We start from the raw sequence: 26,142 nt of genomic DNA, 5'->3' as shown, positions 1-26,142 counted from the left end.
CAGCCTCTTACTTATCCTGACCCAGTCCCAGACGCTGTCCGGCATACGAGCCGTCCTGCACCCGGCGCCACCAGGTTTCATTATTCAGATACCATTCCACAGTTTTGCGGATACCGGACTCAAACGTTTCCTGCGGGCGCCAGCCCAGGTCGCGCTCAATTTTGTCCGCATCAATCGCATAACGCAGATCATGGCCCGGGCGGTCTGTCACATAGGTGATAAGGTCACTGTATTTCGCGACACCGGCCGGCTTCTGCGGATGCAGCTCTTCGAGCAGCTCACAGATAGTTTCCACCACCTGAATATTTTTGCGCTCGTTATGGCCGCCGATATTGTAGGTTTCACCGATATTTGCCTGTGTCACCACGGTATACAGGGCGCGGGCATGGTCATCGACAAACAGCCAGTCGCGGATCTGCTCACCTTTACCGTAAACCGGCAGTGGTTTGCCGGAAATCGCATTGAGAATCACCAGCGGGATCAGTTTTTCCGGGAAGTGGTACGGCCCGTAGTTATTTGAGCAATTGGTGATCACAGACGGGAAGCCGTAAGTCCGCTGCCAGGCGCGTACCAGATGGTCACTGGAGGCTTTGGAGGCAGAGTACGGGCTGCTCGGTGCATACGGTGTGGTTTCTGTGAAAAAGCCGTCAGGCCCTTCGAGGTCACCGTAAACTTCGTCGGTGGAAATATGGTGGAAACGGAATGCGGATTTTTTCTCCGCATCCAGTCCCGTCCAGTAATGGCGCGCAGCTTCCAGCAGTGTGTAAGTGCCCACAATGTTGGTTTCGATAAACGCCGCCGGGCCGTCGATGGAGCGATCAACATGACTTTCCGCCGCCAGATGCATCACTACATCCGGCTGATACTGTGCGAACACGCGGTCAAGCGCCGCGCGGTCACAGATATCCACCTGTTCAAAGGCATAGCGCGGGTCAGCCGCCACCGGTGCCAGTGATTCGAGGTTACCGGCGTAGGTCAGTTTATCCACCACCACCACACTGTCAGCAGTATCACGGATAATATGACGAACAACCGCAGAGCCGATAAAACCGGCTCCGCCTGTCACTAAAATACGTTTCAACGCCATACTCCTTTGGTATCGATGATCCATTTCTGCGGGATCTGGCTGCCCGGAATGCCTCTGAACGGCGTGTGATCGACCAGCAGCAGAATAATATCCGCGTCAGTAATCGCTTTTTCGATGGAGACCAGCTCTGTCAGACCTTTCAGTTTGCCCGGCAGTTCATGAACATTCGGCTCAACCGCCAGAGTTTTCCCTGCATGCCACTCTGCCACCATTTTGGTGACCTGAACCGCCGGGCTTTCACGCAGATCGTCGATATTTGGTTTGAATGCCAGGCCAAAGCAGGCAATCGTCACTTCATTGGCACGTTTGCCGGTTTCAGTCAGGCAATCAGCAACTGCTTGTTTTACCTGATCAATAACCCACAATGGTTTGCCGTCGTTAACCAGACGCGCAGTGTGGATCAGACGGGCCTGTTTCGGGTTCTGCGCCACGATGAACCACGGGTCAACTGCGATACAGTGGCCGCCGACACCCGGACCCGGCTGCAGGATATTCACACGCGGATGGCGGTTTGCCAGGCTGATCAGTTCCCAGACATTAATGCCCTGGTCAGCACAAATCAGTGATAATTCATTCGCAAACGCAATGTTCACATCGCGGAAGCTGTTTTCGGTCAGTTTGCACATCTCAGCCGTACGTGCATTAGTGATGACACACTCACCTTCCAGGAAGATATAATAGAGTTTACTGGCGCGTTTTGAGGATTTTGGTGTCATCCCGCCAACCACACGGTCGTTTTTAATCAGTTCGACCATCACCTGGCCCGGCAGCACACGCTCAGGGCAGTAGGCGATATCGATATCCGATTCTTCACCCGCCTGCTGCGGGAAAGTCAGATCAGGACGTGCCGCTGCCAGCCACTCAGCCATCTGCTCAGTCGCACCGACCGGCGAGGTGGATTCGAGAATAATCAGGTCACCTTTTTTCAGTACCGGGGCAATAGATTCCGCCGCAGACTGCACAAAGGCCAGGTCCGGCTCATGATCACCTTTAAACGGTGTCGGTACGGCAATCAGGAACGCATCAGCAGGCTGAGGTTTGGTGAAGGCTTTCAGGAAACCGCCTTCCACAGCTGTTTTCACAACCGCACCCAGGTCCGGCTCCACAATATGAATTTCACCACGGTTAATGGTATCAACCGCATGCTGGTTCACATCCACACCAACCACTTTCTTCTGACGGGAGGCAAAAGCTGCCGCTGTTGGTAAACCGATATAACCCAGACCGACAACAGAAATAGTTTCAAAACTCATAATGTCACCTGATTGTTTTTCAATGCTTCAAGAATACGCTGGCACGCTTTTCCGTCCCCGTAAGGGTTATGTGAACGGCTCATCTCATGATAAGCCGCCGGATTGGTCAGCAATCGCGTTACTTCACGAACGATAGTGCCGGTTTCAGTGCCGACCAGACGAACAGTCCCGGCGTCAATCGCCTCCGGACGTTCGGTGGTATCACGCATCACCAGAACCGGTTTACCTAATGACGGTGCTTCTTCCTGAATGCCGCCTGAGTCGGTCAGGATCATATAAGCATGGTTCATAAGGTAGACAAAAGGAAGGTAATCCTGCGGACTGATCAGCACAATATTGCTGATATCATGCAGGATCCGTTTTACCGGCTCACTGACATTCGGATTGAGGTGAACCGGGTAGACAATCTGGACTTCCGGATGGGTCGTGGCAATCTCCGCCAGCGCGTGACAAATCCGCTCAAACCCGCCGCCGAAACTCTCACGACGGTGCCCGGTGACCAGAATCATTTTTTTGCTGCTGTCGATAAACGGATACTGTGCATCCAGCTGCGCCAGCAGGGCTTTGTCCTGCATGATGCGGTCACGGACTGCGAGCAGCGCATCAATCACCGTATTGCCGGTGACGAAAATATGATTGTCGCGGATACCTTCACGCAGCAGGTTTTCGCGTGAATTTTGTGTCGGCGCAAAATGGTACATCGCCAGGTGTCCGGCAATTTTGCGGTTGGCTTCTTCCGGCCACGGTGAGTACAGGTTTCCGGTGCGCAGACCGGCTTCCACATGACCGACAGGGATACGCTGGTAGAACGCCGCCAGGCTCGTTGCCATGGTGGTTGCGGTATCGCCGTGAACCAGAACGACATCCGGTTTAAAGTCGGCCAGAACCGGCTTCAAACCCTCAAGAATACGACAGGTAATATCAGTTAAATCCTGTCCCGGGCGCATAATATTGAGATCATAATCCGGTGTGATCTCAAAAAGGTGTAATACCTGATCCAGCATTTCACGATGCTGCGCGGTCACACAGACTTTTGCCTCAAAAGCCTGATCCGCTGCCAGCGCATGTACCAGCGGAGCCATTTTGATAGCTTCCGGGCGGGTACCAAATACAGTCAATACTTTCACTGAGAGTCTCTTTTATTTTATATGATATCCGGCTTTCCGGCCGGTGGCGGTTACCCGCCTTAAAACAGGCCGGGAACAACGCCCCGGCCGGTTATTCTGCCGCAACCGTTACGGACGGCGGCGGACCAGCGCCACACCGGCACCGGTCAGAGCACCGATAAAGCCCCACATAATCATCATGAAGGCACGGCGCGGGCTGTCGCGTTTTACCGGCTCATCCGGTGTCCGCAGATAGCGGTAGGCACGGAAGTTATCTTCCAGCGCGGGACCGACATTCAGCGTCGACAGCATGGCAATGTTCTGCTCGTAATCTTTGTCAAACTCCGGTCCGGCGGCTTCCAGTGTCTCCAGACGCGCCTGTAACATCGGCGTACCTAACAGGAACAGCTGGGAGGACGGCAGTTCTTCCGCAGGCACATCTGTCCGGCTGCGGCTGATCCCCTGTTTCTGTGCAGCCGCGATAGCATTTTTCAGCTGTCCGGTTTCACGCTGATACAGTGATTCCGCCACCATCTTCTGGCGTTTGACCAGTGCTTTCAGTGACTGTGACCGCGTTGCCCACGCCCCTTTCAGCTCATCGTTAAGATTCTGAGCCGCACGCGCGTTGGCAAAATCCACATACTGACTCAGCAGTTTCGCGGAGTCCGCTGCAGATTCCGCTGTCAGCGTCAGCGTGTCATTCACCAGTTTCTTCGTATCATCACGCGGGGTCAGCGTGATGTTATTGATCATTTCGTCCAGCAGTGCCGCATCTGCTTTGGCATCATTTTCCATGCGGGACTTGTAGTAATCCGTTTGTAACCAGAAATCACGGCGGGTATCATAAGATGCCGCCTGGGTAATAAATTCCTGATAGGCCTCATTCGGGATCGGCAGCAGTGCTGAAGATTCCTGAGCGGCATTCAGATGCGTGTCCAGATTACGCATAAATTGCTGCTGGGAATAATATCCGCCTAAATTATTAACGGTCGGATAATCAGTGATCGCCGTGGAATTCCACTTCTGCTGCATAAAATAACTGGCACCCAATGCAACCAGCGCAAACACAACCGCCATCCCGGCTATCCATAATTTTCCGCGCCATAACGACATAAATAACGCGCGGATATCTAATTCCTGGTCATACTGCGTTTGTTGCGGGTCCGGAGTATTTTCTGAACGCATATCAACATGTGCCTCTGTGGTTAAAAATTTAGTGTGTGACCGATTTGCGACGCACGCGGCGTCTGTGGCGTTTGATAAAACGGGCAACTTTCCAGGCGCGTTTTATGCAGTAGCCGTACATAATGAAAGCAAGCAAGAACAGTGCCAGCATCACCCACTCAGGGACAAAGCTGAGGACCTGTCCGGCAATACCAATGGCCGCTAATACTGCCGCAGCAAGGGTTATCACCACAAAGGATTCACGGGACGTAAACCCGGAACGCATAATCAGATGATGAATATGCTGGCGATCCGGTGAAAACGGGCTCATCCCTTTGCGCAGACGGCGGTACATAATCGCCACCATATCCATCAGCGGAATGGCGATAATCCACAGTGCGGTCACTGCATTAATTGCATGCGGCTCCCCGCCCTGTGAGGCCGATGTCAGCAGCCAGATAATGGTGAACCCGATCAGCGTACTGCCCGCATCCCCCATAAACACTTTAAAGCGGCGGCCGAACAGTCCGAGGTTAAAGCAGATATACGGCAGAATGGCAGCGATAAAGGTAAAGCACCAGAATGCCAGGCCACTGTTACCGCTCAGGGCAAACAGGATCCCCAATGCGCCGAAAGAGACACAGGAAAGCCCGCCGAGCAGCCCGTCGATACCATCCACCATATTGAACGCATTCACCGCGCCCCATACCGCAAACAGTGTCAGCACATAGCTGAACGGCCCGAGTGTCAGTTCCCACGGCCCGAATGCATGCCCCAGGCTGTCGATTTTCAGGTTGGCAAACACCATCATAATGATAGCAACCACTGCCTGAACACCGGCCCGCAGTTTCACACTGAGGTCAAACCGGTCATCGAGCGCCCCGACCAGCACCAGTGCACCGGCGCACCCGAGATAAATAAATTTATGCGCAATAAACTCATCACTGATGAGGAAAGCAAAGCAGACACTGATAAAAATCGATATTCCGCCGACCAGCGGGACCAGTCCCTGATGCTTTTTGCGGTAATTGGGTTTATCCACCAAACCGACAGCGACGCCAGCCTTACGGGCAACAAAGACCGTCGCTGTGGCGAACACAAATATGATTAGGAGTTCAGTTAACATAGTGAGATTCACAACAACCCTTTCTGATATTTTTATTATCCCTGCCGGCCGATATCACCGTGCAGAACCTGCCATTACCGGGCAAAATAATATATGCAAGAAACATACCATGCCTTGCCGCACAGGGGTTTATGACATAATCGGTAAAAAAAAACGCCACAATGCATGCGGCGTTAGTTATAAAGTGTCGTCAAAAAGCTACGAGCGTTTCATGAAGTCGAAGAACTCTTCGTTGGTCTTCGTCATCGCGAGTTTGTTAATCAGGAACTCCATCGCATCAATCTCACCCATCGGATGGATAATTTTGCGCAGGATCCACATTTTCTGCAGTTCGTCCTGAGTGGTCAGCAGCTCTTCTTTACGTGTACCGGAACGGTTGTAATCAATCGCCGGGAAGACACGTTTTTCTGCAATCTTACGGGACAGGTGTAATTCCATGTTACCTGTACCTTTAAACTCTTCGTAGATAACTTCATCCATCTTCGACCCGGTATCAACCAGCGCCGTTGCGATGATAGTCAGGCTTCCGCCCTCTTCCACGTTACGCGCAGCACCGAAGAAACGCTTAGGACGATGCAGGGCGTTAGCATCCACACCACCGGTCAGTACTTTACCGGAGGACGGAACCACGGTGTTATAGGCACGGGCCAGACGGGTAATGGAGTCGAGCAGGATGATGACATCTTTTTTATGCTCAACCAGGCGTTTGGCTTTCTCGATAACCATTTCCGCGACCTGAACGTGACGCGCAGCTGGTTCATCAAAGGTGGATGCGATAACTTCACCTTTGACCAGACGCTGCATCTCGGTCACTTCTTCCGGACGTTCGTCAATCAGCAGAACCATCAGCACACAGTCAGGGTAGTTATGTGCGATATTGGCCGCGATATTCTGCAGCAGCATGGTTTTACCGGCTTTCGGCGGTGCCACAATCAGACCACGCTGACCACGGCCGATAGGAGCAGCCAGATCAAGAACACGGGCGGTTAAATCTTCTGTTGAACCATTACCGCGCTCCATACGCAGACGACGGTTTGCGTGCAGTGGAGTTAAGTTTTCAAACAGGATTTTACTGCGGGCGTTTTCAGGTTTGTCAAAGTTAACTTCGTTAACTTTCAGCAGGGCAAAATAGCGCTCACCTTCTTTCGGCGGACGGATTTTACCTGAAATGGTATCACCGGTACGGAGGTTAAAACGGCGGATTTGGCTGGGAGAAACGTAGATATCATCAGGACCTGCGAGGTATGAACTGTCAGCAGAGCGGAGGAAACCAAAGCCGTCCTGCAATATTTCCAGCACACCGTCACCGAAAATATCCTCGCCGCTCTTCGCGTGCTGCTTGAGGATAGAGAAGATGATGTCCTGTTTTCTCATGCGGGCCAGGTTTTCCAGCCCCATATTTTCGCCAAGAGTAATCAGCTCTGATACCGGCGTATTCTTTAATTCGGTAAGATTCATAATGGTGGGTTCTTTGACTCGGGGTGTATCTCGAATTATGAACGTGAATAATACGGTAACGTTATCGTTACCAGGTTAATTTTTTACAAAACCGATTTTCACTGTTAATACGAATATTTTTGCATTTCCAGGTAATCGTCTGCAAGGCTGACTGTGAACACCCGGCACAGGGCAAGATGTGATGCACATCCTATTTGGGAGAACAAATTGGGTGACATTCCCGCAAATTAGATTTATCTCCGAGGGATAACCGGACACCGGGACCGGGATATCGGATACCTTGATGTATCCGGAGATAACAGACTTTCAGACACTACAGAGTTGTCAGTATGCTATGCTGTCTGAGGAGCTTCAGCGATACCTGATCAGCTGGCGCTAACTTATCATGCTTCAGAGAAGACGTCCAGCGGGTGAACAAGGATTAATTCACGTTCCCGCAGGACATCTTAACGACATATGCTGAAACCGGCTATCAGATATTGTTATCGATAAAGGTTTTCAGCTGGGTTTTGGATACCGCACCAACCTGCGTTGCCTTCACCACGCCGTCTTTGAACAGCAGTAATGTCGGGATACCGCGGATGCCGTATTGCGGCGCTGTCTGCGGGTTATCATCGATGTTCAGTTTTGCGATAGTGATTTTTCCTGCATATTCGTCGGCGATTTCGTCTAGAATAGGGGCAATCATTTTACACGGGCCACACCAGGCTGCCCAAAAATCAACGAGCACAGGGCCGTTTGCTTTTAATACGCTTTGTTCGAAAACGGAATCAGTCAGGTAAATAATTTTATCGCTCATTGTTCCACTCCAAAATTTGTACGATACCCGGTTAGTCTACCATTATTTAATGATAGGATTTACCTATTTCAGCGAATAGACTTCCGTAACGCAACATTAAACTGATATTCTACCTAAATATGAGCAAAACACATTTAACAGACAAGAAGTTTTCTGACTTCGCCTTGCATACTAAAGTGGTAGAAGCGCTTGATTCTAAGGGCTTTTATAACTGCACGCCTATTCAGGCGCTGACACTTCCCCTGACGATCAACGGCCGGGATGTTGCAGGACAGGCACAAACAGGAACAGGGAAGACGCTGGCATTTCTGACGTCAACGTTTCATCATTTACTTACCCATCCGGCACCGGAAGGCCGCAAAATCAATCAGCCGCGTGCGCTGATTATGGCCCCGACCCGCGAACTCGCGGTTCAGATCCATTCCGACGCCGAACCACTGTCTCAGCTTACCGGGCTGAAAACCGGCCTGGCTTACGGCGGTGACGGCTACGACAAACAAATCAAAGTGCTGGATGAAGGCGTCGATGTGATTATCGGCACCACCGGGCGCTTAATCGACTTCGCCAAACAGGGCCGTCTCGACCTGAGCGCCATTCAGGTTGTCGTTCTCGATGAAGCTGACCGTATGTACGATCTCGGCTTTATCAAAGATATCCGCTGGCTGTTCCGCCATATGCCGCCATGTGCCGAGCGTATGAACCTGCTGTTCTCCGCGACACTTTCCTACCGCGTCCGTGAGCTCGCATTTGAGCAGATGAACAACCCGGAATACATTGAAATTGAACCGGAACAGCGTACCGGTCACCGGATCAAAGAAGAGTTATTCTATCCGTCCAACGAAGAAAAAATGCGCCTTCTCCAGACACTTCTGGAAGAAGAGTGGCCGGATCGCTGCATTATTTTCGCTAATACCAAACACCGCTGTGAAGATATCTGGGCACACCTGGCGGCTGACGGCCACCGTGTCGGCCTGCTGACCGGCGATGTGGCGCAGAAAAAACGTCTGCGTATTCTCGAGGATTTCACTCACGGTAATCTGGATATTCTGGTGGCAACGGATGTTGCGGCCCGTGGTCTGCATATCCCGTCAGTGACTCACGTCTTTAATTATGATCTGCCGGATGACTGTGAAGATTATGTTCACCGTATCGGCCGTACCGGGCGTGCCGGGGAAAGTGGTCACTCTATCAGCCTGGCCTGTGAAGAGTACGCTCTGAACCTGCCTGCGATTGAAGAATATACCGGCCATCCGATTCCGGTCAGTAAATACAACAGCGATGCACTGCTGACTGATCTGCCGGTGCCGAAGCGCCGCCGTCGTCCGCCGCGCACCGGGGGTGGTCAGAACCGCCGTAATATGCCGCGCCGCAGCAGCAACGGGCCGCGTCATAACAATAACCGCACCAAACGCTGAAGGCTGCCATGCTGAGATCGTCCTCGCTTTATGCTGCCATCGATCTGGGTTCCAACAGCTTTCATATGCTGGTGGTACGGGAGATTGCGGGCAGTATTCAGGTACTGTCACGGATAAAACGCAAGGTTCGTCTGGCGGCCGGTCTGGATAAAGAGAATATCCTGTCTCCGGCAGCGATGGCCCGCGGCTGGCAGTGTCTGCGTCTGTTTTCCGAACATCTGCAGGATATCCCGGATTCCCAGATCCGCGTGGTGGCGACAGCCACCCTGCGCCTGGCCAGAAATGCCGGTGAATTTCTGGAAACAGCAGCGGAGATCCTCGGTCATCCGGTCACAGTTATCCGGGGTGAGGAAGAAGCACGTCTGATTTATCAGGGCGTTGCCCACACCACCGGCGGGTCAGACAAACGCCTGGTGGTCGATATCGGCGGCGGCAGTACCGAACTGGTGACCGGCAGCGGCACCCGGACCACCGCCCTGTTCAGCCTGGAGATGGGCTGCGTCACCTGGCTGGAGCGCTATTTTACCGATCGCTCCCTGACCACCGAGAATTTCGCCGGTGCCGAACAGGCTGCCCGCGATATTATCGCCCCGGTTGCTCCCGCACTTCTGGAGCAGGGCTGGCAGGTGTGTGTCGGCGCATCAGGTACTGTCCAGGCACTTCAGGAAATCATGATTGCCCAGGGCATGGATGAACAAATCACCCTGCCGAAACTGCAGCAGCTCAAACGCAAAGCGATTGAGTGCGGCAAACTGGAAGAGCTGGAGATTGAAGGGCTGACGCTGGAACGGGCACTGGTATTCCCGAGCGGGCTGGCCATTCTTATCGCGATTTTTGAAACGCTCGGCATTGACGGCATGACACTCGCCGGGGGTGCACTGCGTGAAGGGCTGGTCTACGGCATGCTGGAATTGCCGGTAGAGCAGGACATCCGCACCCGGACACTGAAAAATATTCAGAAGCGTTTTCAGATAGATGCCGACCAGGGTAAACGTGTCCGTCAGTTAGCGGATCACTTTTTTCAGCAGGTGGCGACCGCCTGGCAGCTGGATATCCGCTGCCGTGAACTGCTCAGCAGCGCCTCTCTGATCCATGAAATCGGGCTGAGTGTTGATTTCCGCAAAGGCCCGGAACATGCCGGTTATCTGGTCAGTAATCTGGATTTACCCGGTTTCACACCGGCACAACGCCGCCTGTTAGCGGTGCTGTTGCGCAATCAGAGCGGCCCGCTGGATATCCATTCTCTCAATCAGCAAAATGCGCTGACACCGCGTGAAGCCGGTTGCCTGTGTCGTCTGCTGCGTCTGGCGATTATTTTTGCCAGCCGCCGCCGTGATGACACGCTGCCGTCACTGCGCATCCGGGCGTCTGCGGAAGGGCTGATTATCACACTGCCGGTCGGCTGGCAGCAATTGCATCCGCTGCGCGCGGAAGCATTACAGCAGGAAATTCAGTGGCAGAGTTATGTGCAGTGGTCACTGATGCTGGAAGAACAGAAGCCGTCCACTCTCGGCTGATAAATAATAAGCCCTGATTATCCGTTTCCGGACACTATCAGGGCTTTAATTTTATGAGCCTTTTCAACGTGATCCGGCTTCCGTCAGTCATTCCGGATCATCGTTTCTGCTCTGAGTGATTCCCTCATCCGTTTTCTTCCTTTTTCTTAGCCAGCATCGCCTTCAGCCCGGCCACACCGCGCAGCCCGGCCTGTTGTTTCTCTTCGGCGGTTTTCACCACTTTTTTGCCGTCATCCCAGTGCAGATCATCCTGCGGCAGTTCATAGAGAAACCGGCTCGGTTCGGGGCGGATCAGCTCACCATACTGGCGGCGCTCACGGCACAGGGTAAAAAAGAGGGATTTCTGAGCGCGGGTTATCCCCACATAGGCCAGACGCCGCTCTTCATCCACGTTATCCTCATCGATACTGGACTGATGCGGCAAAATCCCCTCTTCCATGCCCACCAGGAAAACATACGGAAATTCCAGCCCCTTGGAGGCATGCAGCGTCATCAGCTGCACCTGATCCAACTCCTCTGCTTCCTCGCCGCGCTCCATCATGTCGCGCAGCGTAAAGCGGGTAACCACCTGAGCCAGCGTCATCGGCTCGTTGAGATCATCCCCTTCCAGCATTTCAGCCATCCAGCTGAACAGCTGATCGACGTTTTTCATCCGCATCTCAGCGGCTTTCGGGCTGGCCGACGTTTCGAAGAGCCAGCTCTGATAATCCAGGCCGTGCAGTAAATCCCGCACCGCGATCAGCGGCTCGCGCTCAACCAATTTTTCCACCTCCGCCAGCCAGCCGGTGAAATTCGTCAGCACCGCCAGCCCCTGACCGGAAAGTGTCTGCCCCAGTCCGAGGTCAAAACTGGCCTGATACAAGCTTTTATCCCGCGTATTGGCCCACTCACCCAGTTTCTGGATAGTGGCCGGTCCGATACCCCTGCGCGGCGTGTTCACGATGCGCAGGAAAGCACTGTCATCTTCCGGATTGGTCAGCACACGCAGATACGCCAGCAAATCCTTAATTTCCGGACGGGAAAAGAAAGAGGTTCCGCCGGAGATCCGGTACGGGATCCGGTTTTGCATCAGCATTTTTTCAAAGATCCGCGACTGATGGTTGCCGCGGTATAAGATCGCGTAATCTTTATAGTCGGTCTTATTGATAAAATGATGGGCGATCAACTCCCCGACCACCCGCTCCGCTTCATGATCTTCATTATTCGCGGTGATCACTTTCATCGGATCACCATAACCGAGGTTTGAAAAAAGCTGTTTTTCAAATACATGCGGGTTATTGGCGATCAGGATGTTCGCTGCATTCAGAATACAGCCGGACGAGCGGTAATTTTGCTCCAGCTTGATCACCCGCAACTCCGGAAAATCTTTACTCAGCTGCACCAGGTTTTTCGGCTGTGCGCCGCGCCATGAATAAATTGACTGATCATCATCACCCACGACCGTAAAATACGCGCGTTTACCGACCAGCAATTTCACCAGCTGATACTGACTGGTGTTGGTATCCTGATACTCATCCACCAGCAGATAACGGATACGCTGCTGCCAGCGCTCCCGTGCCTGTTCGTCACGGGCAAACAGCAGTGTCGGTTTGGTGATAAGGTCATCAAAATCAAGCACATTACAGCTGTTCAGATGCAGTTCATAACGGCGGTAACACTCCGCAAACGTATGTTCGCGCTCTGATCGCGCCAGCCCTTTTGCCTGTTCCGGTGTCAGCAGGGCGTTCTTCCAGTTCGAGATCTGACTGACCAGTTGTTGCAGCAACTCTTTATCTTCTTCCAGATGATCAAACGTCAGCTCTTTAAGCAGCGCGATCTGATCCTGATCGTCGAACAGGGAGAAATTACTTTTCATCCCCAGCGCTTTATATTCCCGCTTGATAATCTCCAGCCCCAGTGTGTGAAACGTTGAGATCATCAGCCCTTTGGCCTCTTTGCGCCCCAGGGTTTGTGCAACACGCTCTTTCATTTCCCGCGCGGCTTTGTTGGTGAAGGTTACCGCCGCAATCTGACGGGGCTGATAGCCGGTATTGCGGATCAGATGCGCAATTTTATTGGTGATCACACGGGTTTTGCCGGAACCGGCACCCGCAAGCACAAGGCACGGCCCTTGTATATACTCAACGGCCTGCTGCTGACCGGGATTTAATTTCATACGCGCTGTTAACTCGACTCAATACTGGAACAGGAGGGAATTGTAGCAGAAAGGTACAGCAGAAGTGTAACCGGACGCCGCTCATTAAAACGGAAAACGGCACCCGAAGGTGCCGTCTCATTTCATCATTAAACAATTTTGTTATCAGCCGCCGACCGCGATACGTTTCATATCCGTCATATAGCCGCGCAGGGTTTTACCCACAGTTTCAATCGGATGCTGACGAATTGCTTCATTGATATCACGCAGCTGCGCGTTATCCGTACCGTGGTCCGCGCCGGATTTACCCAGATCACCCAGCTGCAGTGATGCCATAAAGTCTTTCAGTAACGGCACTGCTGCAAAGGAGAACAGGTAATTGCCGTATTCTGCGGTATCGGAGATAACCACGTTCATTTCATACAGACGCTTACGGGCAATGGTGTTGGCAATCAGCGGCAGTTCATGCAGTGATTCATAATAGGCAGATTCCGCAATGATCCCCGCGTCAATCATGGTTTCAAATGCCAGCTCAACACCGGCTTTCACCATTGCGACCATGACAACACCGTGGTCAAAATATTCCTGCTCACTGATTTTCTGCTCAGAATCCGGATAGTTTTCAAATGCCGTCTTGCCAGTCTCTTCACGCCAGGTCAGCAGATTTTTATCATCATTCGCCCAGTCCGCCATCATCGTTGAGGAGAAATGGCCGGAAATGATGTCATCCATATGTTTTTCAAACAGAGTCTTCATCTGTGCTTTCAGGGTTTCAGACAGCTGATAAGCACGGACTTTTGCCGGGTTGGACAATCTGTCCATCATCAGTGTGATTCCGCCCTGTTTCAGCGCTTCTGTAATGGTTTCCCAGCCGTACTGGATCAGCTTACCTGCATACGCAGGATCCGCGCCGTCAGCAACCATTTTGTCATAACAGAGCAGAGAACCGGCCTGCAGCATACCGCAGAGGATAGTCTGCTCGCCCATCAGGTCAGATTTAACTTCTGCAACAAAGGATGATTCCAGAACACCCGCACGGTGACCGCCGGTTGCCGCAGCCCAGGCTTTGGCAATCGCCAGACCTTCACCTTTGGCATCATTTTCCGGATGGACTGCAATCAGTGTCGGAACACCAAAGCCACGCTTGTACTCTTCACGCACTTCTGTACCCGGGCATTTCGGTGCCACCATCACAACCGTGATATCAGGGCGGATGGTTTCGCCGACTTCAACAATATTGAAGCCGTGTGAGTAACCCAGCGCTGCGCCGGATTTCATCAGCGGCTGAACCGCCTTAACCACCGCAGAATGCTGTTTGTCAGGTGTCAGGTTAACCACCAGGTCAGCCTGCGGGATCAGTTCTTCATACGTGCCGACGGTAAAACCGTTTTCGGTGGCGCGGCGCCATGAGGTGCGCTTCTCATCGATCGCTTCCTGACGTAGTGCATAGGCGATATCCAGCCCGGAATCGCGCATGTTCAGTCCTTGGTTCAGCCCCTGTGCACCACAGCCGACAATCACCACTTTTTTGCCTTTGAGATACCCAGCCTCGTCCGCAAATTCTTCGCGTGCCATAAACCGGCATTTGCCTAACTGCGCCAGCTGCTGGCGCAAATTCAGTGTATTAAAATAATTCGCCATGGTGACTCCGTGTATTGTGTTTGCTCAGATTGCTGTCTTCGCAGCACTGATTTCGTTATTTACCGGGGTGATATACCCTTTATTTATAATGACTATATGTCATGATTTTCATTGCTTAAATTGATATATTCACAAGATAGTGATGCAATTTATGCAACATACTGACTAAAACATAATCCCCTGAGAGGTTGTGATGGATATCCGGGAACTCAGACTGTTTTTACATCTTGCGGAGAGCTGCCATTTCGGCAAAACCGCGGCTGCCATGTATATCAGCCCGTCGACACTCTCACGGCAGATCCAGCGGCTGGAAGAATCTCTCGGGCATCAGCTGTTTCTGCGGGATAACCGCACTGTTCAGCTGACAGCCGCCGGTGAACAGCTGAAAAAATTTGCGCAGGAAACCGTGCTGCAATACCAGCAGCTGCAACATGCGCTTAATCATCAGAGCCCGTCACTGACCGGTGAATTACGTCTGTTTTGTTCCGTCACTGCCGCATACAGCCATCTGCCGCAGATCCTCGATCAGTTCCGGGCAGAACATCCGCAGGTGGAAATCAAGCTGACCACCGGGGATGCGGCGGATGCAGTGGAAAAAGTGCAGTCACAGGAAGCGGATCTCGGTATCGCCGGAAAACCGGAAAAACTGCCGGAAAATGTCCGCTTTCACCAGATAGGCGAAATCCCGCTGTCACTGATAGCGCCCGCGCTGCCGTGCCAAGTCAGACAGCAGGCGGTACAGCCGGTGCCCGACTGGGAAAATATCCCGTTTATCATTCCGGAGCATGGCCCGTCACGTAAACGGATTGATTTATGGTTTAAAACACACCGGATTCAGGATCCGCAGATTTATGCCACGGTGTCCGGCCATGAAGCAATTGTATCGATGGTGGCACTGGGCTGTGGTATCGCGCTGATCCCGAATGTGGTGGTGGAGAACAGCCCGGACGCAATCCGCAGCCGGATCCTGCAACTCGATAATATTTCGATGGTCGCGCCGTTCGAGCTGGGTGTCTGCACGCTGAACAAGCGGCTGCATGAGCCGCTTATTCGTGCTTTCTGGCAATTACTGCCGCGCCACCCCGGATAACTGCGGGGCCAGGAAACGGGCAAATGCGGTATTGCCGGTTTCATCACGGAAATCGTAGCCAAGTGCATTCAGGTGCTGCTCAAACTGCACATCCCCTTCCTGAATTTCAAAGGCCGCCAGCACGCGCCCATAATCCGTGCCGTGACTGCGGTAATGGAACAGGGTGATATTCCAGTGTGTACCGAGTGTTTCCAGGAATTTCAGCAGCGCCCCGGGCGCTTCCGGGAATTCAAAACTGAACAGCCGCTCCTGCAACGGTGCTGACGGACGGCCACCCACCATGTAGCGGACATGCAGCTTCGCCATTTCGTCATCCGACAAATCTGTCGCACTGAACCCGGCGGCGGAAAGGCCATCCAGAATCGTCTGCCGCGCGCCCGGACCTTCATCTGCACGGACGCTGACAAACACTGATGCTTCATCTGAACCGCTGTAGCGGTAATTAAATTCCGTCACCACACGCGGGCCGAGCGCCTGACAGAAACGCAAAAAGCTGCCTTTCTCTTCCGGGATCGTCACCGCGAACACGCCTTCACGCTGTTCTCCCAGCTCACACCGCTCTGACACATAACGAAGCACATGGAAATTCACATTGGCACCGGAAAGCACATGCGCCAGATTTTCCCCCCGGATATTGTGCTGCTGAATGTATTTTTTCATTCCTGCCAGCGCCAGCGCCCCTGAAGGTTCCGCCACTGCCCGCACATCATCAAACAGATCTTTCATAGCTGCGCAGATGGCGTCACTGTCCACCGTGATCACATCATCCAGATACTGCTGACACAAACGGAAGGTCTCATCACCAATCCGTTTCACCGCCACACCCTCGGCAAACAGCCCGACTTTCGGTAATTCGACCGGATGCCCGGCATCCAGCGCCGCTTTCAGACAGGCCGCCTCTTCTGCCTCGACACCAATCACTTTAATGTCCGGCATCAGGTGTTTAATAAACACCGCCACCCCGGCGGCCAGTCCGCCACCGCCGACCGGTACAAAGACTCTGTCGAGCCTGGCATTCTGCTGTAACAGTTCAAGAGCGATAGTGGCCTGACCGGCGATCACCGACGGGTGATCGAACGGCGGAATAAACGTCATCCCGAGGGATGCGGCCAGCTCCAGTGCATGTGCTTTTGCTTCATCAAAATTAGCGCCGTGGAGAACCACTTCGCCGCCGAACCCGCGAACCGCATCCACTTTGATATCCGCCGTCGCCACCGGCATCACAATCAGGGCTTTCACCCCGGTTTTCCCGGCAGATAACGCCACGCCCTGAGCATGGTTTCCGGCTGATGCCGTCGCTACGCCCCGCCGTTTCTGTTCTTCTGTCAGCTCCGCAATCATGGCATACGCGCCGCGCAGCTTAAAACTGTGCACGGGCTGCCTGTCTTCCCGCTTCACTGAAATGGTATTGCCGAGCCGTGCCGACAGCTTCGGCATCAGTTGCAGCGGCGTGACCTGAGCGACATCATAAACGGAGGCACTGAAGGCCGCTCTCACATACTCAGCCGCTGACGGCTGAGCAGACAATGGTTGTTTTGCGGTCATCCCTAACCCCCGAGTTTACTTTTATCCCGTACCGCGCCTTTATCAGCACTGGTCGCCAGCAGTGCATATGCACGCAACGCAAAAGAGACCTGACGTTCACGGTTCTGCGGTGACCAGGCTTTTTCACCTCGTGCCTCTTCCGCTGTGCGGCGGGCTGCCAGAGTTTGCTCATCCACTTTCAGTGAAATCTGCCGTGACGGAATATCGATGGCAATAATGTCCCCGGTCTGAACCAGCCCGATCAGCCCGCCGTTGGCCGCTTCCGGCGAAACGTGGCCGATGGATAACCCGGAAGTGCCGCCGGAGAAACGACCGTCAGTGATAAGCGCACAGCTTTTTCCCAGGCCCATTGATTTCAGGTAGGTGGTCGGATACAGCATCTCCTGCATACCCGGCCCGCCTTTCGGCCCTTCGTAGCGGATCACCACCACATCCCCGGCAACAACTTCTCCGCCGAGAATCGCTTTTACCGCATCATCCTGACTTTCATACACTTTTGCCGGTCCGGTAAAGGTTAAGCTGCCCTCATCCACCCCGGCAGTTTTCACAATGCAGCCATCTTCGGCAATATTGCCTGACAGTACCGCCAGCCCGCCATCCTGGCTGTAGGCATGGGTTTTGCTGCGGATACAGCCGTTTTTGCGGTCATCATCCAGGGACGGCCAGCGGCAGTCCTGTGAGAATGCTTTTGTTGTGCGGATTCCGGCAGGACCGGCGGAATACATCCGTTTCACCGCATCATCTTTCGTCAGTGTAATATCATACGCCGCCAGTAACTCCGGCAGGGTCATTCCCAGCACGTTACTGACTTCCCGGTGCAGTAACCCGGCGCGATCCAGCTCGCCCAGGATACCAATTACCCCGCCGGCGCGATGTACATCTTCCATATGGTATTTCTGCGTGCTCGGCGCGACTTTGCATAAATGCGGCACCGCACGGGAGAGACGATCAATATCCGTCATTGTGAAATCAACTTCCCCTTCCTGTGCCGCCGCCAGCAGATGCAGAACTGTGTTGGTTGAACCGCCCATGGCGATATCCAGGGTCATCGCATTCTCAAACGCTGCTTTGGTGGCGATATTGCGCGGCAGAAAACGGATATCATCCTGCTCGTAATATTTTTTGGTGATTTCCACAATCCGGCGTCCGGCATTAAGGAACAGATTTTTGCGGTCAGCATGAGTTGCCAGCAGCGAGCCGTTCCCCGGCTGAGATAAGCCCAGCGCTTCGGTCAGGCAGTTCATCGAGTTCGCGGTAAACATACCGGAGCAGGAGCCGCAGGTCGGGCAGGCCGATCGTTCGATTTGTTCACTGTCCGCATCGGAAACATCAGGATTTGCACCCTGGATCATGGCATCCACCAGATCCAGCTTGATTATCTGATCAGACAGTTTGGTTTTACCGGCTTCCATCGGGCCACCGGATACAAAAATAACCGGGATATTCAGGCGCAGTGAGGCCATCAGCATTCCCGGAGTAATTTTGTCGCAGTTGGAGATACAAACCATGGCATCCGCACAGTGTGCATTCACCATGTATTCCACAGAATCGGCAATGAGTTCGCGTGACGGCAGAGAATAAAGCATCCCGCCGTGCCCCATGGCGATCCCGTCATCCACAGCAATGGTATTGAATTCTTTGGCCACGCCACCGGCGGCCTCAATTTCCTCTGCCACCAGTTTACCCAGATCCCGCAGGTGAACATGACCCGGAACAAATTGTGTGAATGAGTTAACAACCGCGATAATCGGTTTGCCGAAATCGGCATCTGTCATTCCTGTCGCACGCCATAATGCGCGCGCACCCGCCATATTGCGGCCATGCGTTGTTGTCGCCGAACGGTACTGAGGCATTGTAATCTCCCGTGTTTGCAAAAATCAGGCGGGGGAACGACCCGCCTGCAAATCTGTTTCGTTATTATGGATTTACCGGATCTAACCAGCCCCATTTGTCTTCTGTTTTCCCGGTGAACAGGCCAAAGAATGCCTGCTGGATCTCTTTGGTAACCGGTCCGCAGCGGCCGATACCCACCTGAATACCGTCAACACTGCGTACCGGCGTAACTTCCGCCGCAGTACCGGTCATAAAGACTTCATCCGCCAGATAGAGTGATTCGCGGGATAGCGTCTGCTCACGGATTTCATAACCCAGCTCTTTTGCCAGGGTCAGAATCGCATCACGGGTAATACCCGGCAGTGCGGAAGAGGTAAATGGCGGAGTGAAGATAATGTTATTTTTCACTTCAAACAGGTTTTCACCCGCCCCTTCAGAGATATAACCGTTCACATCCAGCGCAATCCCTTCCTGATAACCGTGACGGCGGGCTTCACTGCCGACCAGTAACGAGGACAGGTAGTTACCGCCTGCTTTGGCCGCTGTCGGAATGGTGTTAGGGGCTGCGCGGTTCCAGGATGACACCATCGCGTCAATCCCTGCATCCAGCGCTTCCTCACCCAGGTAAGCACCCCACGGGAATGCCGCGATGATGACATCGGTTTTATAGCCCTGCGGCGGGTTAACACCCATACCGACATCACCGATAAAGACCAGCGGACGGATATAACCACTGGATAAATTATTTTTGCGCAGCGTGGCGCGGCAGGCTTCCATTAATTCATCAACTGAATATTCTACCGGCATACGATATATTTTGGCGGAGTCATGCAGGCGCTGCATATGTTCGCGATGACGGAAAACGACAGGGCCCTTATGAGACTCATAACAGCGGATCCCTTCAAAAACAGATGTCCCGTAGTGCATGGCATGACACATAACATGCACTTTTGCTTCTGCCCACGGAACCATCTCATCATTGAACCAAATAAAATCAGCTTTTTTTGTCATTGTAATTTTCCTTTATACTGCACAGCTAATATGTTGATAATTTTGTGTATTTTTTGTGAGAACTTCGACATCCGCCACATCCGCCAGCTTAACTAACTGTGTACAGAGCAGGGCCGGCGGCCGCAGGCTTGAAACTGTTAACTCAATGTTTACATTATCACCTTCGGAACCTTTCGCCAGATCCATTTTCATGGCACAGACGTTAAATCCGCGGTGGCGCACAACACGCAGAACCCGTTCCAGGATTTCCGGGCATGAACGTGCCTGAATTGCTAACTGATGCTGCATCATAATGAGCTCTCCAACATATGTTCGTTACCCGCTCCCGGCGGTACTAATGGCCAGACGTTATCTTCTTCACGGATGGCGACATGTAATAAATACGGGCCCTGATGGTGTAACAGGGTATTAATCGCAGACGGCAGCGCTGATTTTTCAGTCACCAGCTGTCCCGGGATATCAAACGAGCGCGCCAGGGCAACAAAATCAGGATTGTCATCCAGTACCGTCTCGCTGTAACGCTTATCAAAAAACAGTTCCTGCCACTGACGCACCATGCCGAGACGCTGATTATCCAGCAGCAGGATTTTGACCGGCAGACGTTTGCGTTTGATAGTGGTCAGTTCCTGCACATTCATCATGAAAGAGCCGTCACCGGAAACACACAGCACGGTTGCTTCCGGGCGGGCAATCTGTGCCCCGATCGCTGCCGGTAAACCAAACCCCATCGTCCCCAGACCACCGGATGTCAGAAAATTCTCCGGGCCGTCAAAGGTCATATGCTGTGCCGTCCACATCTGGTGCTGCCCGACATCCGTTGTCACCACACAATCTGCCGGTTTGGCCGCAGATACCTGAGATAACAGCAGCGGTGCATAAATACTGTCACCGGCATGTGAATAATCAGGCGCGTGCTCTGCTTTCAGTTTCTTCACGTGATGCAGCCAGGCGGGGAATGACAGCGGCTGTGACAGCAGCGGCAGAGCCTGTTTCGCATCACAGGCAAGAGAAACATGTGTCTGCCGTAATTTATCCAGCTCGGCCGGGTCGATATCCACATGGATCACCTTTGCATGCGGGGCAAATGCGTTCAGCTTGCCGGTTACCCGGTCATCAAAACGGGCTCCGACCGCAATCAGCAGATCCGCCTCCTGAACTGCAAAGTTCGCTGCTTTTGCCCCGTGCATCCCGAGCATACCGAGGTAATACGGATAATCCGGAGAGACCGCCCCCAGCCCTTTCAGGGTACTCACCGCCGGCATCCCGGTTTCATCCAGAAACGCCCGCAGCTGTGCAACGGCACCTGACATTCCGACACCACCACCGGCATACAGCACCGGCTTCCGGCTTTCCCGCATCAGTTGCCGGGCACGGGAGAGAGCCGTCTGCGACAGAGGTTCTGCATTATTTACCGGCAGAAAATACGGGGTAAATTCACTAATCTGTAATTGAATGTCTTTCGGGATATCAATGAGTACCGGCCCCGGACGCCCGCCTGCAGCAATCGCGAAAGCCTCGGTAATAATTCGCGGCAAATCAGTAATTGATTCAACCAGGAAGCTGTGTTTTGTGCATGACAAAGACAGCCCCAGCACATCGATCTCCTGAAAGGCATCCGTACCAATCAGTGATGAACCTACTTGTCCGGTGATGGCAACAACAGGTACTGAATCAAGCAGTGCATCCGCCAGCCCGGTGATAAGGTTTGTTGCTCCCGGCCCTGATGTTGCGATACATACACCCGTTCTCTGCCCTGCCCGTGCATAGCCGATTGCCGCCATAACCGCCCCCTGTTCATGACGGCAGAGCACATGCTCCACACCACCGTCATACAGCGCGTCATAGACCGGCATGATCGCCCCGCCCGGGTAGCCGAACACAGTGTCAACGCCCTGTGTTCGTAGTGCCTGCACTAACCACTGTGCCCCGTTCATGTGTGACTCCTTAGTCCGCCGTTTTCTTTTCAGTGAAAAATCATAAATTTAAGGTTAAAAAAAACCCCGCGCCTTTCGGTGCGGGGTTCTCGTGAGATCCTGGCTCGTATCAGCCATTTTCGTATCCGAGTGCAGCCCCGCACGGTGGGATAATAATCACCACCACGCTCACGATAATTAGGCTAATCACTCGGACAATCTTATTCATGGATAAATTCTTCTGTCTGCCGTATTCAGTTGGTCTCTTTATTTTAGAGTTATCATGTTATCGAATTCCTGACAACGGCTATTTGTCTTTTTTTTAACAACAAGAATAAAAATCCATAAAATTCAGTGAACTACCATTATTAACGATATGTTTCACTGCTATTTTTTTATCCGGCGGTATCCTCCTCTGCCAAAATCGTTACTTCCGGAACAACACCGAAAAAACGGGGCATTCTCCGGTACAACTTACTTTTCCTCTGAACACTATTCCCGGGAGCACAATGGAAAGCGTGGCAGATTTTTTATTCTGAAACCCGGAAATTAATTCCCCGCCGCCCGGTTTTTCCATGCAACACGCAGAACAGAAATCACTTTTATGCAACATACATAAAATCTGTCGATATACATCGTAAAAAACGGAATTTTGCTGCGAAATGATGGAAAAAATCACCATCATGATAATTCGTTTATGTAACTGCAGGATGACCTGATGTCATTTGCTATTGTTTATACCCGTGCCATGATCGGGACAGAAGCACCGCTGGTCACCGTCGAGGCACATATCAGCGCCGGGTTGCCCGGATTAACACTGGTGGGATTACCGGAAACCGCTGTTAAAGAGTCGAGAGACAGGGTCCGCAGTGCCCTGATCAACGGCGGATTTGAATTTCCGGCAAAGCGGGTCACTATCAATCTTGCCCCGGCGGATTTGCCCAAAGAAGGCGGGAGATATGACTTACCTATCGCTGTTGCCATACTCTCAGCTTCAGAGCAAATAGACGCAAAATTAGCAGAGAATTATGAATTTTCGGGGGAATTAGGCCTTTCAGGAGAACTCCGGTTCTGCCGCGGCATATTACCGGCAGTACTGGCCGCCCGTCAGTCAGGAAGGCAGGCTGTGGTATCAAAACAGCATAATGATGAATTATGTATTCTGCCTGCCGGTTCGGCGCTGATGGCGGATAATTTACTGCAGGTTGCTGCTTTTTTTCATCAGCAGCAGGAACTGAATGAAAACAGCCACCTGGCGGGAAAAACAGAAAATGATAACGGTACAAGTATTGATGATATTACCGGCCAGAAACACGCCAAACGGGTTCTGGAAATAAGTGCAGCCGGCGGGCACAATTTGCTCCTGCTCGGCCCGCCCGGTACCGGAAAAACCATGCTGGCCAGCCGGCTGGGAACACTGCTCCCGCCGTTAACCGCGCAGGAAGCTCTTGACGTGGCGATAATCCGGAGCCTGACCCAAACCTCATCAGAACAAAATAAATGGCCCCAGCGTCCGTTCAGGGCACCACATCATACCGCATCCTCTGCGGCACTCACCGGTGGCGGCAGTATTCCGCTGCCGGGAGAAATATCGCTGGCACATCACGGCATCCTTTTTCTTGATGAACTCCCTGAATTCTCCCGTAAATCACTGGATTCTCTGCGTGAACCGCTTGAATCCGGAGAAATCATTATTTCCAGAGCTAAAGCAAAAGTGTGTTTTCCTGCCCGTATACAGCTTATTGCTGCGATGAATCCCAGCCCGACAGGCCACTATCAGGGCATACATAACCGCAGCGGCCCTCAGCAGCTTCTGCGTTATCTTTCCCGCATCTCCGGACCGTTTCTGGACCGGTTTGATTTATCAATTGAAGTACCGATGCTGCCACCAGGAACATTGAGCCGGACAGAAAAAGATCTGCCGGTTCATGAGCAGATAAAAGCACGGGTACAGTCCGCACGACAACAACAATACCGCCGTAACGGGCAGGAAAAACTGAATGCGGGACTGTCAGGCAAAGAAACAGAGGAGGTGTGTGCACTATCAGCACAGGATGCCCGTTTTCTTGAGGATGCACTGACGCAACTTAATCTGTCTGTGCGGGCATGGCACCGTATACTGCGCGTCAGCAGAACTATTGCCGATCTGCGGGATGAAGGAGGACAGGTATCACGAAAAGATATACTGGAAGCACTCAGTTACCGGGTAATGGACAGATTAATCCATAAACTGCAGCAGGCGGTCTCTTAAAAAAAGAAAGGGGCACGAATGCCCCTTTTAACTTATTATTTCTGATGATATTAATCATCTGTGTCGGTATAGTCTTCCGACGGATCGATCTGAGGTTTACCACCGGACAGCGTGTGGAAGCGTTTTGGTTTGCGAATACGCTCCAGATACTTAATCCACACTTTTTCTTCTGCTGTTTCCGGCATACGCTCACCACGGCATACAGAAACAAACTGTTTTTCTTCGTCCGTCTGGGGGGCGCGTTTACCCATATCCAGTTCGTTGAAAGCAAAACCATGGCGCTCAAGTAACTGAGCTTCTTTTATGGTGAAATGACCATGGCGTGAAAAACCACGAGGATAATGTTTATTATCAAAAAAACGATTAGTCGTGATAAAGCTTTCTGCCATCTGACACACTCCTAATTCTCTACTGACATACTCTTTATGGCGCGGAGTATTAGATAGCATTAGGATTCTGTAAAACAAAATATTTAAATCATAACGACAAAAATTTTTGGAGATACCAGTGGATACAGAATTACTGAAAACCTTTCTGGAGGTCAGTAAAACCCGTCACTTCGGGCGTGCGGCTGAATCCTTATACCTTACACAATCTGCAGTCAGCTTTAGGATCAGGCAGTTAGAGACAAATCTCGGGGCAAATCTTTTTACCCGCCACCGGAATAATATCCGCCTGACAGCCGCCGGCGAGCGGTTAGTACCTTATGCCGAAGCGCTGATCAATACCTGGCAACTGGCAAAACAGGAAATTAATCATGCCTCTGTACACAACCCGCTTTCCATCGGAGCGACTGCATCATTGTGGGAAGCTTATCTGACCCCCTGGCTCGGACAGATCTACCAATCACATGCAGATCTGCGCCTGGAGACCAGAATCGCATCCCGCCAGTCTCTGGTAAAACAATTACATGCACGGGAGCTGGATTTACTGATCTCTACTGAACAACCAAAAATGGATGAACTGAAAAGTGAGATTGTCGGAGAAATCACACTTCAGCTGTTCAGCATACAACCGCTGTCGGCAGAAAATCCTCCGGGCCTTATCCGCCTGGAATGGAGTGCAGATTTTCAGCAGCATGATGAGGCTGTTTTCACCCGCTGTCAGTCTCCGGTTCTGACAACATCGTCTGCTTTTCAGGCAAAACAATTACTGTCAGTGACATCATCTGTCACTTATTTACCGGCACACTGGAAAAAAATATATCCCGAACTGAACCCCGTGGATAATGACCTGATTACAAAGCCTCTGTACGCTGTCTGGCTACAGAACAGTGATCAGCAGGGACTTATCGGCCAATTAATCGCAATACCGGTATAACGCCGGTTACTGATGATTTTAAAGATAGATAGTGCGGTAAGTAACTGTTGCATTGAAAGGAGTGGTTGCAAAAAAGAAAGGAAATTCGGCAGGATACGATACATAAGAAGGCGAAATTCAGATAATAAAAAACCCAGTTCATAACGAACCGGGCTATTAATAAATAAAGATCTTTAGTTATTACTTATCAAGTAAATGGCAGGGGCGGAGAGGCTCGAACTCCCAACACCCGGTTTTGGAGACCGGTGCTCTACCAATTGAACTACGCCCCTAAATGTTGGCGGAACGGACGGGACTCGAACCCGCGACCCCCTGCGTGACAGGCAGGTATTCTAACCAACTGAACTACCGCTCCGCGTATCTCTGTGTGACTGATGCAGTTCTGCACCCTCACTTAATAATAACCTGGCGGTTCCCTACTCTCACATGGGGAGACCCCACACTACCATCGGCGCTACGGCGTTTCACTTCTGAGTTCG

At 52.3% G+C, this 26,142-nt stretch carries 21 protein-coding genes and 2 tRNA genes; 5 read left to right on the top strand and 18 right to left on the bottom strand.

Going from position 1 to position 26,142, the window contains the following annotated elements; translation table 11 throughout:
• Nucleotides 1-7: 7 nt before the first annotated feature.
• From rffG to trxA, 7 genes are all read right to left on the bottom strand, one after another.
• Nucleotides 8-1,087, bottom strand: coding sequence for a dTDP-glucose 4,6-dehydratase (gene rffG, locus GN208_RS12835; RefSeq protein ID WP_170950684.1), 1,080 nt, complete (start codon nt 1,085-1,087; stop codon nt 8-10).
• The gene (wecC, locus tag GN208_RS12830; protein WP_004234404.1) at nt 1,078-2,340 is read right to left on the bottom strand and encodes a UDP-N-acetyl-D-mannosamine dehydrogenase; all 1,263 of its coding nucleotides are present in this window, start codon (nt 2,338-2,340) and stop codon (nt 1,078-1,080) included. The genes rffG and wecC overlap by 10 nt, the downstream gene beginning before the upstream one ends.
• Nucleotides 2,337-3,467, bottom strand: a complete 1,131-nt coding sequence (gene wecB, locus GN208_RS12825; protein ID WP_015422325.1) for a UDP-N-acetylglucosamine 2-epimerase (non-hydrolyzing) — start codon at nt 3,465-3,467, stop codon at nt 2,337-2,339. The genes wecC and wecB overlap by 4 nt, the downstream gene beginning before the upstream one ends.
• A 108-nt stretch (nt 3,468-3,575) precedes the next feature.
• On the bottom strand, nt 3,576-4,631 hold the full coding sequence (gene wzzE, locus GN208_RS12820) for an ECA polysaccharide chain length modulation protein (RefSeq protein WP_004234401.1): 1,056 nt from the start codon (nt 4,629-4,631) through the stop codon (nt 3,576-3,578).
• Between the two features lie 28 nt (nt 4,632-4,659).
• Nucleotides 4,660-5,748, bottom strand: coding sequence for a UDP-N-acetylglucosamine--undecaprenyl-phosphate N-acetylglucosaminephosphotransferase (wecA, locus tag GN208_RS12815; protein ID WP_024474218.1), 1,089 nt, complete (start codon nt 5,746-5,748; stop codon nt 4,660-4,662).
• Between the two features lie 186 nt (nt 5,749-5,934).
• A complete protein-coding gene (gene rho / locus GN208_RS12810; RefSeq protein ID WP_004234397.1) occupies nt 5,935-7,194 on the bottom strand; it encodes a transcription termination factor Rho in 1,260 nt (419 codons plus the stop codon).
• A 472-nt stretch (nt 7,195-7,666) separates the two neighbouring features.
• Nucleotides 7,667-7,993, bottom strand: a complete 327-nt coding sequence (gene trxA, locus GN208_RS12805) for a thioredoxin TrxA (protein WP_243828422.1) — start codon at nt 7,991-7,993, stop codon at nt 7,667-7,669.
• Between the two features lie 119 nt (nt 7,994-8,112).
• Here trxA and rhlB point away from each other — a divergent pair, with 119 nt between their 5' ends.
• Together rhlB and gppA are read left to right on the top strand one after the other, a co-directional pair.
• Nucleotides 8,113-9,408, top strand: a complete 1,296-nt coding sequence (gene rhlB / locus GN208_RS12800; protein ID WP_004234392.1) for an ATP-dependent RNA helicase RhlB — start codon at nt 8,113-8,115, stop codon at nt 9,406-9,408.
• 8 nt (nt 9,409-9,416) lie between these two features.
• Complete coding sequence (gene gppA / locus GN208_RS12795) at nt 9,417-10,925, top strand: guanosine-5'-triphosphate,3'-diphosphate diphosphatase (RefSeq protein WP_004234389.1); 1,509 nt, start codon at nt 9,417-9,419, stop codon at nt 10,923-10,925.
• Nucleotides 10,926-11,049: 124 nt separating this feature from the next.
• Here the strand turns inward: gppA and rep are convergent, their stop codons facing one another.
• A complete protein-coding gene (gene rep / locus GN208_RS12790; protein WP_004234388.1) occupies nt 11,050-13,080 on the bottom strand; it encodes a DNA helicase Rep in 2,031 nt (676 codons plus the stop codon).
• A 144-nt stretch (nt 13,081-13,224) separates the two neighbouring features.
• Nucleotides 13,225-14,700, bottom strand: a complete 1,476-nt coding sequence (gene ilvC, locus GN208_RS12785; RefSeq protein ID WP_004234386.1) for a ketol-acid reductoisomerase — start codon at nt 14,698-14,700, stop codon at nt 13,225-13,227.
• 193 nt (nt 14,701-14,893) lie between these two features.
• Here ilvC and ilvY point away from each other — a divergent pair, with 193 nt between their 5' ends.
• Nucleotides 14,894-15,790, top strand: coding sequence for an HTH-type transcriptional activator IlvY (ilvY, locus tag GN208_RS12780; RefSeq protein ID WP_004234385.1), 897 nt, complete (start codon nt 14,894-14,896; stop codon nt 15,788-15,790).
• Here ilvY and ilvA read toward each other — a convergent pair.
• The 6 genes from ilvA to ilvL form a co-directional block, all read right to left on the bottom strand.
• Complete coding sequence (ilvA, locus tag GN208_RS12775) at nt 15,767-17,335, bottom strand: threonine ammonia-lyase, biosynthetic (protein WP_004234384.1); 1,569 nt, start codon at nt 17,333-17,335, stop codon at nt 15,767-15,769. The genes ilvY and ilvA overlap by 24 nt on opposite strands.
• Before the next feature lie 2 nt (nt 17,336-17,337).
• Nucleotides 17,338-19,188, bottom strand: coding sequence for a dihydroxy-acid dehydratase (gene ilvD, locus GN208_RS12770; RefSeq protein WP_004234383.1), 1,851 nt, complete (start codon nt 19,186-19,188; stop codon nt 17,338-17,340).
• Nucleotides 19,189-19,252: 64 nt separating this feature from the next.
• Nucleotides 19,253-20,179, bottom strand: coding sequence for a branched-chain amino acid transaminase (locus GN208_RS12765; RefSeq protein WP_004234382.1), 927 nt, complete (start codon nt 20,177-20,179; stop codon nt 19,253-19,255).
• Nucleotides 20,180-20,191: 12 nt separating this feature from the next.
• Nucleotides 20,192-20,470: an acetolactate synthase 2 small subunit gene (gene ilvM, locus GN208_RS12760; protein ID WP_004234381.1), complete on the bottom strand. Its 279-nt coding sequence runs from the start codon at nt 20,468-20,470 to the stop codon at nt 20,192-20,194.
• The gene (ilvG, locus tag GN208_RS12755; RefSeq protein WP_015422326.1) at nt 20,467-22,113 is read right to left on the bottom strand and encodes an acetolactate synthase 2 catalytic subunit; all 1,647 of its coding nucleotides are present in this window, start codon (nt 22,111-22,113) and stop codon (nt 20,467-20,469) included. Before ilvG ends, ilvM begins: the two co-directional genes overlap by 4 nt.
• A 109-nt stretch (nt 22,114-22,222) precedes the next feature.
• Nucleotides 22,223-22,321, bottom strand: a complete 99-nt coding sequence (gene ilvL, locus GN208_RS12750) for an ilv operon leader peptide (RefSeq protein ID WP_079549161.1) — start codon at nt 22,319-22,321, stop codon at nt 22,223-22,225.
• A gap of 489 nt (nt 22,322-22,810) precedes the next feature.
• Between ilvL and GN208_RS12745 the strand changes: the two genes are divergently transcribed.
• Entirely contained in the window at nt 22,811-24,343 is a 1,533-nt protein-coding gene (locus GN208_RS12745) for a YifB family Mg chelatase-like AAA ATPase (RefSeq protein WP_243828421.1), read from the top strand.
• A gap of 50 nt (nt 24,344-24,393) precedes the next feature.
• Here the strand turns inward: GN208_RS12745 and GN208_RS12740 are convergent, their stop codons facing one another.
• Nucleotides 24,394-24,732 (bottom strand): DUF413 domain-containing protein, encoded by a 339-nt coding sequence (locus tag GN208_RS12740; protein WP_004234373.1) that lies wholly within the window; start codon nt 24,730-24,732, stop codon nt 24,394-24,396.
• A 118-nt stretch (nt 24,733-24,850) separates the two neighbouring features.
• On the opposite strand from GN208_RS12740, the gene hdfR reads away from it, so the two are divergent.
• A complete protein-coding gene (gene hdfR / locus GN208_RS12735; RefSeq protein ID WP_015422327.1) occupies nt 24,851-25,663 on the top strand; it encodes an HTH-type transcriptional regulator HdfR in 813 nt (270 codons plus the stop codon).
• Between the two features lie 196 nt (nt 25,664-25,859).
• On the opposite strand, the gene GN208_RS12730 is transcribed toward hdfR, so the two are convergent.
• Both GN208_RS12730 and GN208_RS12725 read right to left on the bottom strand, forming a co-directional pair.
• Nucleotides 25,860-25,935 (bottom strand) — tRNA-Trp (locus GN208_RS12730).
• Nucleotides 25,936-25,941: 6 nt separating this feature from the next.
• Nucleotides 25,942-26,018 (bottom strand) — tRNA-Asp (locus GN208_RS12725).
• Between the last annotated feature and the right edge of the window lie 124 nt (nt 26,019-26,142).

Origin of the sequence: Morganella sp. HSTU-ASny43 (genome assembly GCF_022819185.1) — a bacterium.
Lineage (GTDB): Bacteria > Pseudomonadota > Gammaproteobacteria > Enterobacterales > Enterobacteriaceae > Morganella > Morganella morganii.
The sequence above is the reverse complement of the archived record's forward strand: the minus strand, read 5'-3'. Positions and strand labels throughout refer to the sequence as shown.